Source organism: Candidatus Formimonas warabiya, from assembly GCF_002777255.1.
GTDB classification, from domain to species: domain Bacteria; phylum Bacillota; class Dehalobacteriia; order Dehalobacteriales; family Dehalobacteriaceae; genus Formimonas; species Formimonas warabiya.
This window is the reverse complement of the sequence record NZ_CP017634.1, coordinates 4,726,419-4,739,336: the sequence shown is the minus strand read 5'-3', so window position 1 is coordinate 4,739,336 and position 12,918 is coordinate 4,726,419. Positions and strand designations below refer to the sequence as shown.

Genomic DNA, 12,918 nt, shown 5'->3' with positions numbered 1-12,918 from the left:
AAAGATATTTTATTATACCACGCCGGCCTTAGGGATAAAACCTAATAATTTTGTTAAAATGCTCAGCAAGATCTGCAATACCCGTGGGGGGAGACATCCCCCTGCATTTACCCGTATTTCCAAATCTCCGGATACGCTGAAGGAAATGCGCCGGCCAAACTCCTGGGCGATTTCCGCCAAGTGGTTGCCCACCACGGCGTGATCCGGGGCAAAACGAATCGTGATCAGTTGCTTTTGCTGGAAGATCCCATTAATTCTGAGTTTTTGGGCCAGAACCTTTAGCTTCCCTAATACGAATAAATTTCGCACCACTTCAGGCATCACCCCAAAACGATCTTCCACTTCATATTCCAGGTCGTCCACATCCTTAAGTTCTTCCGCTGCGGCCAGACGTTTATATAATTCTATTTTTAAATCGGATTCCAGCACGTAATTGTCCGGGATATAGGCATCCATATTTAACTCCAGGGAAGGGGTGATTTTTTCCAAAGCCTGGGTCTGTCCTTGCCGCTGTTTATTCACTTCCTCTTCCACCAAACGGCAGTAGAGATCAAAACCTACGGCCAGAATATGGCCATGCTGCTCCGGGCCCAGAATATTTCCCGCCCCTCTAATCTCCATATCCCGCATGGCAATTTTGAATCCGGAACCCAGTTCGGTAAAATCCCGGATCGCCGTCAACCGTTTTTTGGCAATGCCGCTTAATATTTTATCCTTCCGATAGGTGAAATACGCAAAAGCCTGCCGGTTGGACCGGCCTACCCTGCCGCGCAGCTGATAAAGCTGGGATAGTCCCAAATGATCCGCTTCATCCACGATCAGCGTATTTACATTGGGAATGTCCAGTCCTGATTCTACAATGGTGGTACAGACCAGGACGTTATATTTTCCTTCCACAAAATCCAGCATCACGGTTTCCAGTTCATGTTCCTTCATCTGGCCGTGGCCCACGACGATTTTCGCTTCCGGGACCAGTTCCTGGATTTGGCTGGCGCTCCGATAAATGTTGTTAATCCTGTTATGCACAAAATATACTTGGCCGCCCCGGCCGATCTCCCGGGAAATCGCCTCCTTGATCACACGATCCTGGTATTCCATTACGTAAGTCTGCACAGGCTGCCGGTCTTCCGGAGGCGTCTCAATCACGCTCATATCACGAACGCCCACCAATGACATGTGCAAGGTCCGGGGAATGGGCGTAGCGGTCAGCGTGAGTACGTCAATATTTTGTTTCATGTTCTTGATCTTTTCTTTATGGCCTACTCCGAAGCGCTGTTCCTCGTCGATAATGAGCAGCCCTAGATCTTTGAACCTGACATCTTTGGAGATGAGCCGGTGGGTGCCGATAACAATATCGACCATGCCCTGGGCCAGATCTTTTAAGGTCTGCGCCGTTTCTTTGGCACTTTTAAACCTGCTCAGCACCCCGATGGTCACAGGCATGCCGGAAAACCTTTCTTCAAAAGTTCTTTGGTGCTGTTGGGCCAGCACGGTGGTGGGGACCAATACGGCTACCTGTTTTCCGTCCATCACGGCTTTAAAAGCCGCTCTTAAAGCCACTTCCGTTTTCCCGTAGCCCACATCTCCGCAGAGCAATCGCTCCATAGGCTTGCTGTTTTCCATGTCTTTCTTGATCTCTTCCACGGCCCGTAATTGATCGGGCGTCTCCGGGTAAGGAAAGGCGTCTTCAAACTCCTTTTGCCAGACTGTGTCCGTAGAGAAGCCATGCCCTTTCACAGCTTCTCTGGCCGCATAGAGGGCCAATAATTCCTTGGCCATATCCTGGACCGAATTCCGCACCTTGGTTTTTACCCGGTTCCATTCCGTGCCGCCCAATTTATAAACCTTCGGCGTCTGGCCGTCCGCTCCCACATACTTTTGAATTAAATCCACCTGATCGGTGGGAACATACAATTTATCCTCCCCGGCATAGCGAATATCAAAATAATCCCGTTGGGCATCGCCGATATCCAAGCGCACAACGCCTAAATAACGCCCGATGCCATGGTTCACATGAACCACATAGTCACCTACTTTGAGATCAAGAAAAGTGGCTATTTTTTCCCCTTTGCGCAATGGCCGGCGGGCCTTGGCATGGGTGGTTTGCCCCAAAATATCCGTTTCGCTTAGAACCAGCATTTTGGTGACCGGGCTTTCAAAACCGCGGGAAAGTGCGGCATCGATGATTTCGATCCCTTCCATGCCTAATTCCTGGGAGAGTTCCTTTAGTTTCTCTTTTCTTACGGAAGAACTGGCCGAAAAGAGGATGTGGTATTTCTGCTGCTGATAATATTTGAGATCCTCCGCTAAAAGATGCATTTGTCCTTTATAGGAGGGAAGCTCCCTGGATATCAAGTCATGTTTATCCTGCACAGGCAGTCCTGCCGTTTCCGGCAATTGAGCCAGCAGAACAAAAGGATAACCGGTTATCACCTCTTTTAACTCCGCAAAATCAAGAAAATTTTGCCCAAAGGAAGGGAGTATTTTTCCTTCCTCCAAAAGGTCATAATACCAGGAGTCCATTTGTTTTCTCATTTTTTCTACGGTTTGACGCACACTATCCGGTTCATGCACAATTACCAATCCCGTGGGGGGAAGATAATTCAGCACGCTTCCTGCTTTGGGGTAAAAATAAAGTAAGAACTGCTCCATGCCGTCCATCCAGATTCCCTGGCTCATTTGCTCCACATAGAAAGAAAATTTCTCCCTGAGATTCCTTTTCGCTGCTCCGGAGTAAGAGGGCAGGACACGGGTCAATTCTTGCTCCAATCTTCTTCCCGCCGAAATAAGCAATTCCGAATTTGCGGGAAGTTCCCGGGCCGGGGGCAAAATGACTTGACCAATTTCTTCTAAAGAACGCTGGGTGTCCGGATCGAAAAAACGAATCGATTCAATTTCGTCGTCAAATAATTCCACGCGTACAGGGTGATTTTCCGTAAAAGGATAAACATCAATGATGCCGCCTCTGATGCTGAATGTGCCCGGAATTTCCACCAGGTTTTCTTTAGAATAGCCCATATTGATAAAGAGAACAGACAACTGAAGAATATCGATTCTGGAACCGGTTGCTAAAGTAAGCGTATGTGCGTTAAAAGTCTCACGGGAGACCGTTCTTCTGATTAAGGCCTCTACCGAAGTGACAACAACTACCGGCTCCTGGCCGGCCATTTTATGCAGGGCGGTGATCCTTTGAGCCCCAATTTCCAGATTACGGGCATAAACTTCATAGGGGAGAAGTTCCACATGGGGGAAAAAAAATACTTGTTTTTGGGGAGCCAGGGATACCAAATCCGCATAGGTCTTTTTAGCCGCTTCGGCGGAGGAGGTAATCACCAGAATCGGTACGTGCACATCCTCTTCCAGTGCTACCGTCCAGCAAGACCGGGGTAAATCCGTCAGACCGACGACCAAATGGCCGGCCCCGGGGCGTAAATTCTCCTTTAATTGGCGGTACTGCCTAATCTCTTTCCATGGCCACACAAGCTGCGAGCAAATCATGAACTTCCTCCCTAGCCGTCTTTTTTGCATGCAGAAATAAGCACGACCTTGAGAAGACCGCGCGTTTCTGGACCCGTTTCTCTTTAGATTATTCCTTAAGTATATCGGGCTTCCTTCTTTTCGTCAAGGGATCCGCTTTCTCTTAGTTAACATAGAGATTAAAACATTCCACGCCAAATGTCCCATGGTCCCGAAGGCCACTGCCGCAAAAAGGCTGCCGTAAACCGTCCAAGCCCCCTGGGCGGCCATGCCAAAAACCAAATGCCCCAGCAAGCTTGCCAGAGCAGCCGAAAACCCTCTGCGCCGGGAAGTTTTCAGATCATATAAGGCTTCAATGGCGCCAAAGAAGCCATGGGTAAGAATAAGATCGGCCCCCAGGACAAAAGCGCCTGTGGTTTTTACCGTTTCCTCCACGGCCGGAGTAATCCATATGGTGCCCCATTCTCCCCAGAACCTGACGATGATTTTGTTCAGCTGCCAGGCCGCAACCGCAGCTAAAATTCCTGCCCATAACCAATTCATGGGTTTAGTTTCCGATCCAACGGCTTTAATTATTCATCAGGGAGTGAGTCAGGGGACGGTTCTCTGACTCACTTATCAAAAAATGCCAGCAAAAAAAGAGTATCATCAAAAATAAAGCAAAAACCTCATTCAGCAAATGAAGTGAGTCAAAGAACCGTCCCCTGACTCATCCATTCGCTCATCTTGCCGCATTATATTTATTCATGGCACTGGTAATGCCTTCTTTTATCCATAATTCCACGGCATCAGCCGCATCCTCAATCACCGGTTTTACCAGGTTCCAGTCAGCGTCGGGAAAAGGCATGGTGACATAGTCCGATACATCCTCCACACTGGGCCGGCCGATGCCGATTTTCACCCGGGGCACATTTTGGCTGGCCAACTGGCGAATAATAGAATCCATTCCCTTATGACCGCCTGCACTGCCCCCGGGTTTGACCCGCAGCCTTCCCACCTCCAAATCCAGATCATCATAGATGATGATCAGTTCGGATAAATCTATTTTATAAAAATTATATGCATCGGCTACAGCCTTGCCGCTTAAATTCATATAGGTTAAAGGTTTCATCAGCACCAGCTTTTCATGCATCAGGCGCCCTTCGGCAACGGATGAAAAATGGGCTTGTTTTTTAAAATCCAAGCTTAGTTTTTCCGCCAATAAATCGACAACCATAAAGCCCACGTTGTGCCGTGTTGTTTCATAACGAGGTCCCGGATTTCCTAATCCTGCAATGAGTCTCATGGACCTGCCCTCCTTTGTTCCTGTTCTTGAGCTTAAAAAAATAGGCCCTCTTCCCCAGCTTTCTTTTGCACATGATTTGTCATATCAACAATTCTATACGCATAGTATTCTAATATGGTGGAGCGTGTAGAAAAAGGAGGTGTCCTCCCATGGAAAAATTAAGTAGGAAAATTCTTTCTCTCCCCGTATTAAGTGTAAATGAAGGTGAACAACTGGGATATATTAAAAGCATCGTCGTCGACCCGGCAATCAAAGAAATCATTGCTTTTGTCATTGATCAAAAAGGCTGGTTCAAAGAAGATAAGATCATTCCCTTCAACAGAGTTACAAGTATTGGGGAAAATGCCGTCGTGATCGATAAGTCGGGCACGGCAGAAAAGCCCGCTAATTTTCCCCAGATCCTGAAACTGTTAAAAAGCCCCGCCCAGCTGATCAACTCCAAAGTGGTGAGCACTACAGGCAAGGCGCTAGGACAGGTGGAAGAATTTTGGTTCGATTCCTCCGGAAAGATTACCAAGCTGGAAATCAGCGGCAGGGGTACGGAAGGAATTTGGAAAGGCAAAGCGGCACTACCCTGTGAGGAAGTAGTCACCATGGGAAAAGACGTGGTCATTGTGGCAGACGGGGCAGAAAAGCGCCTCATCCCCAGCGCAAAACATCTTCGCACCACCATGCATGAATTAAAGTCTGTCACCACCAAAGCCTGGGAAAGCACTATGCAAACTTCTCAGAAACTGGGTCAGGCCATTGCCCATTCCATCAGCAAACTGGCGGAAGAGGAAGACAAGATCACCAAACCGGGACAACCGGAACCGCCTGGCCCAACGGAAGCAGATCCACCACTCCCCAGTCAGGAACCCGTCTCACCCCAAGAAGAGCAAAAAGAAGAAAGCCCCAACCCACCGCCACCGGAAAGTCCGGCGGCCGAAGAAACGAAAGAAAGCAGAGAAAACAAGGAATAAAACCCCTGCCCTTAGGCAGGGGTTTTTCTTAGTCAAAAAGCCGGCTCACAGAAAGATCTTCATGAATCCGGATAATCGCTTCCCCGAGCAGAGGCGCGACAGATAATACCTTCACTTTGGAACAATTCTCCAGTCTGGCCGGATCAACGGGAATGGTGTTGGTGATCACCACTTCTTTAAGGACAGACTGCTCTAAACGCTCTATGGCAGGTCCCGACAGTACCGGATGGGTACAACACGCGTGCACTTCTTTCGCGCCCCTGTCCAAGAGGGCTTTGGCGCCCAAAGTAATGGTACCTGCCGTATCGATAATATCATCCGCCATGATCACGGTTTTTCCTTCAATATCGCCGATAATGTTCATAATCTCCGCCACGTTCGGTTCCGGCCTGGTCTTATCGATAATGGCAATCCCCGTCCCCAGCCGGTCTGCCAAATTGCGGGCCCGGGTTACTCCTCCTAAATCCGGCGAAACCACCACCACATTTTCCAAATGTTTATTTTTGTAGTATTCCCCGAGAATGGGCACACCCGGTAAATGATCCACCGGAATATCAAAAAACCCCTGAATGGCGCTGGCATGAAGGTCCATGGCCACGACACGGCGGGCCCCGGCGGCCGTCAGCAAATTTGCCACCAATTTCGCGGAAATGGGGTCTCTGGCCCGGCTTTTTCTTTCCTGCCGGGCATATCCATAATAGGGCATCACAGCCGTAATCCTCCGGGCAGATGCCCTGCGCATGGCATCTATCATGATCAATAGCTCCATCAAGTGTTCATTGACCGGACCACAGGTAGGCTGAATCACAAAGACGTCGGCCCCCCGAACACTCTCATCAATGGCCAGAGCAATTTCTCCGTCACTAAAACGCGTTACTTTGGCGGCTCCCACACTCAATCCCAAATACTCAGCTATTTCCTGAGCTAACTGGGGGTTCGCATTAGCAGAAAATAGCTTAAGTTTATTGCTGCTCATAATTACTCTCTTACCTCCCAGAAGCAAAAAATCGTACCTTGAACTATTCGACCTGAAATCCGAATCTCCTGTCCATTTTCGACAGCGGGCCGAAAAGTTTTTCTTACATTTCCTCCTGTTGTTTCCGTTTTTTTGCCGCCCACCCGGGCAGATTGATCTGCTTTCCCCGGGCTAAAGCCAGGTCGTCATCGGGTACATTCTTGGTAATCGTAGAGCCGGCACCCGTCATGGCACCTTTTCCTACTTCTACCGGAGCAACCAGATTTGTATTGCTGCCAATAAAAGCGCCATCACCAATCACGGTCCGGTGCTTATACTTTCCATCATAATTGCAGGTAATGGTGCCACAGCCAATATTTACATTCTTTCCTACCTCGGCATCGCCCACATAGCTCAAATGAGGAACCTTGCTTTGCGCACCGATCACGGATTTTTTGATTTCTACAAAATCTCCCACCTTTACTTTCTCGCAAAGTTCCGTTCCCGGGCGTAAGTAGGCAAAAGGACCGATGGTACAATGGTCCTCGACCAATGATTCTACCATTACGGAACGCGAGCACGTCACTCCATGACCGATGGTGGAATCCTTAATGTCGGCGTGGGGGCCGATGATACATTCGGACCCGATCACGGTGGTCCCTCGGAGAAAAGTAAAAGGCTCCACAATGGTATCCGGTCCAATTTGCACATCATGATCAATAAAGGTAGACGAGGGATCTATGATCGTTACGCCTTGCGCCATGAGGTCCTGTGCTTTTCGCATCCGCAACACTGCTTCTGCTTCAGCCAGCTGAGACCGGCTGTTAATACCCAGGGTCTCATGAAAATCTTCCGTCAAAAATGCATGCACGGTTAATCCCCGGGACACAAAAAAAGCGATGGCATCGGTCAAATAATACTCACCCTGAGTATTATTTGGTGTCAGGCTCTGAACGGCTTTTCTCAGCCACTGGAGGTCAAAACAGTAGGTGCCCGTATTAATTTCATCAATGGAAAGCTCTTCGGGCCGGGCATCCTTTTGTTCTACTATTTTTTCTACCGTATGGTTCTGATTCCGGATGATCCTCCCGTATCCCGTCGGATCGGGGAACCTGGCAGAAAGGATGGTGCACACCGCTTGGGAAGCGAGGTGAAATTCCCCTAGTTTTTTCAAGGTATCGGCCCTCAGAAGGGGTGTATCTCCGCAGGCAACCAGAACACTGCCGCCCGCCTGCTCCAAGTAAGGAAGGGCCATCATCACGGCATGCCCCGTGCCCAATTGCTGTTCCTGGACGGCACAGGTTATTTTGTTTCCTAAAGCCTGCCGCACCATTTCCGCTTCATGTCCGATCACCGCGATCACTTCCCGGACACCGATCTCTCCCACTGCGGAAATCACGTGCTCCACCATATACTTTCCTCCCACTTGATGCAAAACTTTCGGGAGACGGGATTTCATCCTGGTTCCTTTTCCTGCTGCAAGAATAATTGCGCATCCTAAAGACAAAAATATTACCCCCCTATAGTGTCAGAATGTTTGAATACGGGAATATATCCAGAAAAAGTAATGGAGCAGGCAAGTGCTCCACAAAAAAATACATTTTGAATTTTACACCGCTTCTTGCTCTGAAAGCACTTCCTGATATTTTTCCAATACCTTGGATTGAATAATATCACGTGCCTGTTGGGAAATTGGATGAGCTATATCTCTGAACTCTCCTGCCGGCGTTTTGCGACTAGGCATAGCCACAAACAAACCATTTTGCCCATCAACTACTTTTACGTCATGTATTACGAAAGCATCATCGATGGTTACAGATACAATAGCTTTCATTTTCCCTTCCGAAAGGATTTTTCTGATGCGAACGTCAGTTACGTTCAATTCCCTCACCACCCTTCTATTATGCAAAAAATCTTTGGTTATTTGTTAATTCTATGTTTACCATAAAATTCCTTCAACATGATACTAAATTTCCAAAACTTCCTATAAATATACATGCTATTTCAAAAAAGTTTCTTTATTCTCTATAAATGGTTTAATTAAGATATTTTTCGACAATTCATGAATAGAAATCAGCTCCAATAAGGCATAATAATCTTTGATCAGCTTGTCCTGAGGTTCCCTGGTAGCAATGACCACACCCGTTCCCAGCACTTCCGCATTAAATTCCTTCATCAGATTATGCATGCCCTGGGCGGTGCCCCCGCCTTTCATAAAGTCGTCTATGATCAAGACTTTGGCACCGGTAGGCAAGGCCCTTCGTGACAAAGACATGGTTTGAATGCGCTGGGAAGAGCCCGAAACATAATTAATGCTCACGGAAGTTCCTTCGGTCACCCGCCCGGAATCCCGGATAATCACCAGGGGTACATTGAAGGACCGGGCCGTCATCATGGCGATAGGGATCCCTTTTGTTTCCACCGTGACAATATAATCCGGACTGCATGCACAAAACTTGGTAAAAAATATCTCTCCAATCCGGGATATGATCCTGGGATCATAAATCACATCCGTCATATAGATAAAACCCCCGGGAACAATGCGATCCGGTTCACTGAATCGTTCCGCCAGTTTTTCTAAAAATTCCCCTGTAGCTTCTTCGTGCTCCACCGGCTTATATACGACCCCGCCTGCTGCTCCAGCGATGGAACTTAATTCGCCTAAAGAAAAAAGAGAAAAAACTTCTTTCACGATGGTTAAGTCTTCACTAATCGTCGATTTGGCTGCTCCGGTGATAGTCGCCAGATCGCTGAGCGAAAATAACGCATTGGGGTTTTTCGTCAGTAAGGTGCTTAAAACCACAAGACGATCTGTCCTCTTTAGCTTTTCCATATTCCCCGCCCCCATATTTTCACGCCGTATTATTCCGAATATTATTTACATTTTTCCGTTTAATATTCATTTTCTACACCTGAAAGGAAAAACCTGCCTCCTATCGTCATCATTTAAAAGATTTGCGGAAAACATGAAAAATTTGCGTCTCTCCTTTCAAAATCGAGGCAAAAGGTATATAATGTAATCACATGAAACCCGTTAGGTGAGGTTACTATACAAAAATATGCTACTGCCCTGAAACATCGAGAGATGCCAAAGGGTCAGCAGGCAACATCGGCTTAAGGTGTTACCTAATGTAGCTGGGATTGTTCCTACGTTGTATAGAGCCAAAACTGTCACGAGGGGAAGAAGAGATCATTTTCCCACTCGTGCCAGAGTGGGTTTTTATTTTTGGAGGTGATCGTATGGACAGTGATCCTACAGACGGTATACGGACATTTGATCATGGGAGGTTGGCCATACAGATCCCTCTGTACCATACCTCCTAAATTGGGGACATTCCTCCGACGAGATAGGAATGCCTGAGATAGAGGTGTGTCCCCTGACATAATTGGGGACATTCCTTCGACAGGATAGGAATGCCCGATATGAAGGTGTGTCCCCTGGCCTTGTAAAGGAGGGATATTCATGCTAAAAATTTATCTAACCAAAAATGATGAAATTATCTCTACGGACGAAATGGAAAAAGGATCCTGGATCCACCTGATTAATCCGTCGGAAGAAGAACTGCACCGGGTGACCGAAAGCACTGGAATCACCTATGATTTCTTAAAGTATCCTTTAGACGACGAAGAGCGTCCCCGGGTAGAAGTAGAGGACAATAACCAGGTATTAATTATTGTCAATGTGCCGACCATTCAACAAAAAGATGTGATGTACGACACCATCCCCTTGGGGATTGTGCTCACCGAGGATTATTTTGTCACCGTGTGTTTGCAGCATATTGACTTTTTAAAAGAATTTTCCCAAGGAAAAGTGAAAGGACTGGCTACTTTTAAGAAAACCAGATTTGTTTTTCAAATCATGCACCGGGCCGCCAGCCTTTACCTGAAATACCTTCGGGAAATAAACAAGAAGACCGATGAAATTGAATCTGAGCTGCAAAAATCCATGAGAAACAAAGAATTAATCCGGTTATTGGATTTGGAGAAAAGCTTAGTTTACTTCACCACATCTTTACGGTCTAACGAAAAGGTGATGGAAAAACTGCTCCGGGGTAAAGCCCTAAAAATGTATGAAGAAGACCAGGATCTACTGGAAGATGTCATTGTGGAAAACAAGCAGGCCATTGAAATGGCAGATATCTACAGCAACATTTTAAGCGGTATGATGGATGCCTTTGCCTCGATTATTTCTAATAATGTGAATATCGTCATGAAATTCTTAACGGCCGTCACCATTGTGGTAGCACTCCCCACTATGGTGGCAAGCTTTTTCGGTATGAACGTAGATTTGCCTTTTCAAAATTCGGCCTATGGTTTTTTTATCGTTCTCGGTATCTCTCTGATACTTTCCGTCCTCAGTATTATGTATTTAACGAAACGGAATATGTTTTGACAAGAAAGCCTAAAGGGCTTTCTTGCGGGATCCGGGAAAAACCAATGAAATCATAGCATGCCTGCTGCTGATACCCATCAGGAACCCTTCAGATCAAGGGGCCAAGAATAAAAATTTATACTTTCCTTAGATATTAAAAATGCTGTTGCTCCATTGCCAACAGCATTTTTGTTTTCACCCTTGGGTTACAAGGATCTTGTCTTTTGATAATTCCCGGATCCCGGTAACCGGTACCCGGGTCTCGAGAAGCCTTTAGGCTTGTCGCTACACTTGCATTTTCTGAGAAATTTTTTCCCGCACTAAGGCCAAATCACTGGGCTTGTCCACGTCAATTCCCACTTCCGGAAAGGGAGAAATGACCACAGCTCCTTTCATCTCAAAAATCTGGGATACTGTTTTCTCCGTTTCACTCAACGTGGCTAAGTGGAGCAAAAATCTTACCAAAAAAGTCCAACCCACAAGCTTGGCCAAATTAAAGGGTGATTTTCTGCTTTGCACGAAAGCCTTGGCCCTTTCTGCCCGGTCTTTTACCACCGCCGGATTGATCAGAAAAAGATTTCCCCCGGTAAATACGCCATCTTTAAACTTCACGTAAGTTCTTTTTACCCCGGGGCACATGCGTTCAATGACTTCTTTGGGTATGATCGGGTAGTAAACATCTGCCTGCCTGCGGGAGCACCTTTTCACAAAATCCGCCACCGAATTTTCGGTAAGAAGAGGGATATCACAGGTTGCCACAAGTACGTTTCCCTTCGTTTTCAATACATCCAGCGCATTGATCAAGCTGTCGATGGCTGTCTCTCCTCCCGGCACTATCAACACGTTGTCCCTTTCCCCAAATAAGCCATTCATCTCATCAAAAGGGCCCGCCACAACGATGCGGTTAATAAACCGGGATGCATTCAAGACATCAAATACATAGGATACCATGGGACGACGTGCAATCTCGACCATTGCCTCAAAAGCCTCAGGACTACATTCTCGAAGCCGGCCTTCATTTGTGCTTCCTGCAAGAATGACAGCATCAATTCCGGTCACCCGACTTCCCCCTTTCAAAAAGCGCATTTATTATGATCTGGAATGGACTTCCACAAAACTAGTGATTATTACCAGTTTAACCTAAATTATTATTTTTATTCTCCGTGATCCAACTTTGTCAATCGGCCGTTTTTTTGCAAAGCTTCCAGCATGCTGTTTTCCGCATTCTCCACATGCTCTTGGGCCAGGGACTGGGACAAGGCGATATTTCTTTCCGAAAGTGCTTCCACAATTTTTTTATGTTCGTCCACGGCAATCTTCATCCGCCCCGGAAAGGCCAGGGAGGTGGCCCTGAATCTTTGAATCTGCTCGCGCAAATTGTTTACAATCTGAATCAATCGTTCATTTCGGCTGGCTTGATAAATAATATCATGAAAGCTGGTATCTCGATAAACACTATCATCGAGATCATTCTGATCGGAAGATTCCGTATAGGACACCAAGGCCCGCTCCAGGCTCTCCAGTTCTTCATCGGTAATTCTTTCCGCCGCTAAACCTGCTGCCAAAGAATCCATCGCTGCCCTCACCTCAAAAACATCGGCAATATCCTTTAAAGATATTCCTGCCACATAGGCTCCTTTGCGCGGAACCATCACGACAAAAGCTTCTAATTCCAGTTTCCTGATCGCTTCCCGCACAGGAGTCCGGCTGACACCCATTTCTTCCGCTAATTGAACCTCCATCAAACGTTCCCCGGGTTTCAGATGGCCTGAAATGATCGCTTCCCTGATCGTCTCAAAGACAATCTCCCGGAGTGGTTTATAACTTTCCAGGTTAACGGGCAATAGTCTTTTTCTCATATCCTACC

General features: G+C 47.0%; 11 protein-coding genes and 1 riboswitch. Of the genes, 2 read left to right on the top strand and 9 right to left on the bottom strand.

Annotated features, from left to right (window positions below; genetic code table 11):
- Positions 1 to 12: 12 nt before the first annotated feature.
- From mfd to pth, 3 genes are all read right to left on the bottom strand, one after another.
- Complete coding sequence (gene mfd, locus DCMF_RS21455) at positions 13 to 3,498, bottom strand: transcription-repair coupling factor (RefSeq protein ID WP_214658796.1); 3,486 nt, start codon at positions 3,496 to 3,498, stop codon at positions 13 to 15.
- Positions 3,499 to 3,621: 123 nt separating this feature from the next.
- On the bottom strand, positions 3,622 to 4,020 hold the full coding sequence (locus DCMF_RS21450; protein WP_148136318.1) for a hypothetical protein: 399 nt from the start codon (positions 4,018 to 4,020) through the stop codon (positions 3,622 to 3,624).
- A 178-nt stretch (positions 4,021 to 4,198) separates the two neighbouring features.
- Positions 4,199 to 4,762, bottom strand: a complete 564-nt coding sequence (pth, locus tag DCMF_RS21445; RefSeq protein WP_148136317.1) for an aminoacyl-tRNA hydrolase — start codon at positions 4,760 to 4,762, stop codon at positions 4,199 to 4,201.
- Between the two features lie 149 nt (positions 4,763 to 4,911).
- Between pth and DCMF_RS21440 the strand changes: the two genes are divergently transcribed.
- Positions 4,912 to 5,724 carry a PRC-barrel domain-containing protein gene (locus DCMF_RS21440; RefSeq protein ID WP_148136316.1) on the top strand — a complete coding sequence of 271 codons (813 nt, stop codon included), beginning with the start codon at positions 4,912 to 4,914 and terminating at the stop codon, positions 5,722 to 5,724.
- A gap of 28 nt (positions 5,725 to 5,752) precedes the next feature.
- On the opposite strand, the gene DCMF_RS21435 is transcribed toward DCMF_RS21440, so the two are convergent.
- The 4 genes from DCMF_RS21435 to purR form a co-directional block, all read right to left on the bottom strand.
- Positions 5,753 to 6,700 carry a ribose-phosphate diphosphokinase gene (locus DCMF_RS21435; protein ID WP_148136315.1) on the bottom strand — a complete coding sequence of 316 codons (948 nt, stop codon included), beginning with the start codon at positions 6,698 to 6,700 and terminating at the stop codon, positions 5,753 to 5,755.
- Positions 6,701 to 6,803: 103 nt separating this feature from the next.
- Positions 6,804 to 8,186 (bottom strand): bifunctional UDP-N-acetylglucosamine diphosphorylase/glucosamine-1-phosphate N-acetyltransferase GlmU, encoded by a 1,383-nt coding sequence (glmU, locus tag DCMF_RS21430; RefSeq protein WP_148136314.1) that lies wholly within the window; start codon positions 8,184 to 8,186, stop codon positions 6,804 to 6,806.
- Between the two features lie 102 nt (positions 8,187 to 8,288).
- Positions 8,289 to 8,561, bottom strand: coding sequence for a septation regulator SpoVG (gene spoVG, locus DCMF_RS21425; RefSeq protein ID WP_148136313.1), 273 nt, complete (start codon positions 8,559 to 8,561; stop codon positions 8,289 to 8,291).
- Between the two features lie 117 nt (positions 8,562 to 8,678).
- Complete coding sequence (gene purR / locus DCMF_RS21420; RefSeq protein WP_148136312.1) at positions 8,679 to 9,512, bottom strand: pur operon repressor; 834 nt, start codon at positions 9,510 to 9,512, stop codon at positions 8,679 to 8,681.
- Between the two features lie 190 nt (positions 9,513 to 9,702).
- A riboswitch (M-box (ykoK) riboswitch) is annotated at positions 9,703 to 9,867 on the top strand.
- Between the two features lie 275 nt (positions 9,868 to 10,142).
- Here purR and DCMF_RS21415 point away from each other — a divergent pair.
- Complete coding sequence (locus DCMF_RS21415; RefSeq protein WP_148136311.1) at positions 10,143 to 11,072, top strand: magnesium transporter CorA family protein; 930 nt, start codon at positions 10,143 to 10,145, stop codon at positions 11,070 to 11,072.
- A 264-nt stretch (positions 11,073 to 11,336) separates the two neighbouring features.
- Here the strand turns inward: DCMF_RS21415 and DCMF_RS21410 are convergent, their stop codons facing one another.
- Positions 11,337 to 12,110: a nucleotidyltransferase family protein gene (locus DCMF_RS21410; RefSeq protein WP_236860084.1), complete on the bottom strand. Its 774-nt coding sequence runs from the start codon at positions 12,108 to 12,110 to the stop codon at positions 11,337 to 11,339.
- A 95-nt stretch (positions 12,111 to 12,205) separates the two neighbouring features.
- The gene (locus tag DCMF_RS21405; RefSeq protein WP_148136309.1) at positions 12,206 to 12,910 is read right to left on the bottom strand and encodes a GntR family transcriptional regulator; all 705 of its coding nucleotides are present in this window, start codon (positions 12,908 to 12,910) and stop codon (positions 12,206 to 12,208) included.
- Positions 12,911 to 12,918: the final 8 nt, after the last annotated feature.

Coding starts and splice junctions, on each gene's coding strand:
- pth (WP_148136317.1), bottom strand. CDS start 4,762: ATGAGACTCATTGCAGGATTAGGAAATCCGGGACCTCGTTATGAAACA.
- mfd (WP_214658796.1), bottom strand. CDS start 3,498: ATGATTTGCTCGCAGCTTGTGTGGCCATGGAAAGAGATTAGGCAGTAC.
- purR (WP_148136312.1), bottom strand. CDS start 9,512: ATGGAAAAGCTAAAGAGGACAGATCGTCTTGTGGTTTTAAGCACCTTA.
- DCMF_RS21450 (WP_148136318.1), bottom strand. CDS start 4,020: ATGAATTGGTTATGGGCAGGAATTTTAGCTGCGGTTGCGGCCTGGCAG.
- DCMF_RS21440 (WP_148136316.1), top strand. CDS start 4,912: ATGGAAAAATTAAGTAGGAAAATTCTTTCTCTCCCCGTATTAAGTGTA.
- DCMF_RS21435 (WP_148136315.1), bottom strand. CDS start 6,700: ATGAGCAGCAATAAACTTAAGCTATTTTCTGCTAATGCGAACCCCCAG.
- DCMF_RS21415 (WP_148136311.1), top strand. CDS start 10,143: ATGCTAAAAATTTATCTAACCAAAAATGATGAAATTATCTCTACGGAC.
- DCMF_RS21405 (WP_148136309.1), bottom strand. CDS start 12,910: ATGAGAAAAAGACTATTGCCCGTTAACCTGGAAAGTTATAAACCACTC.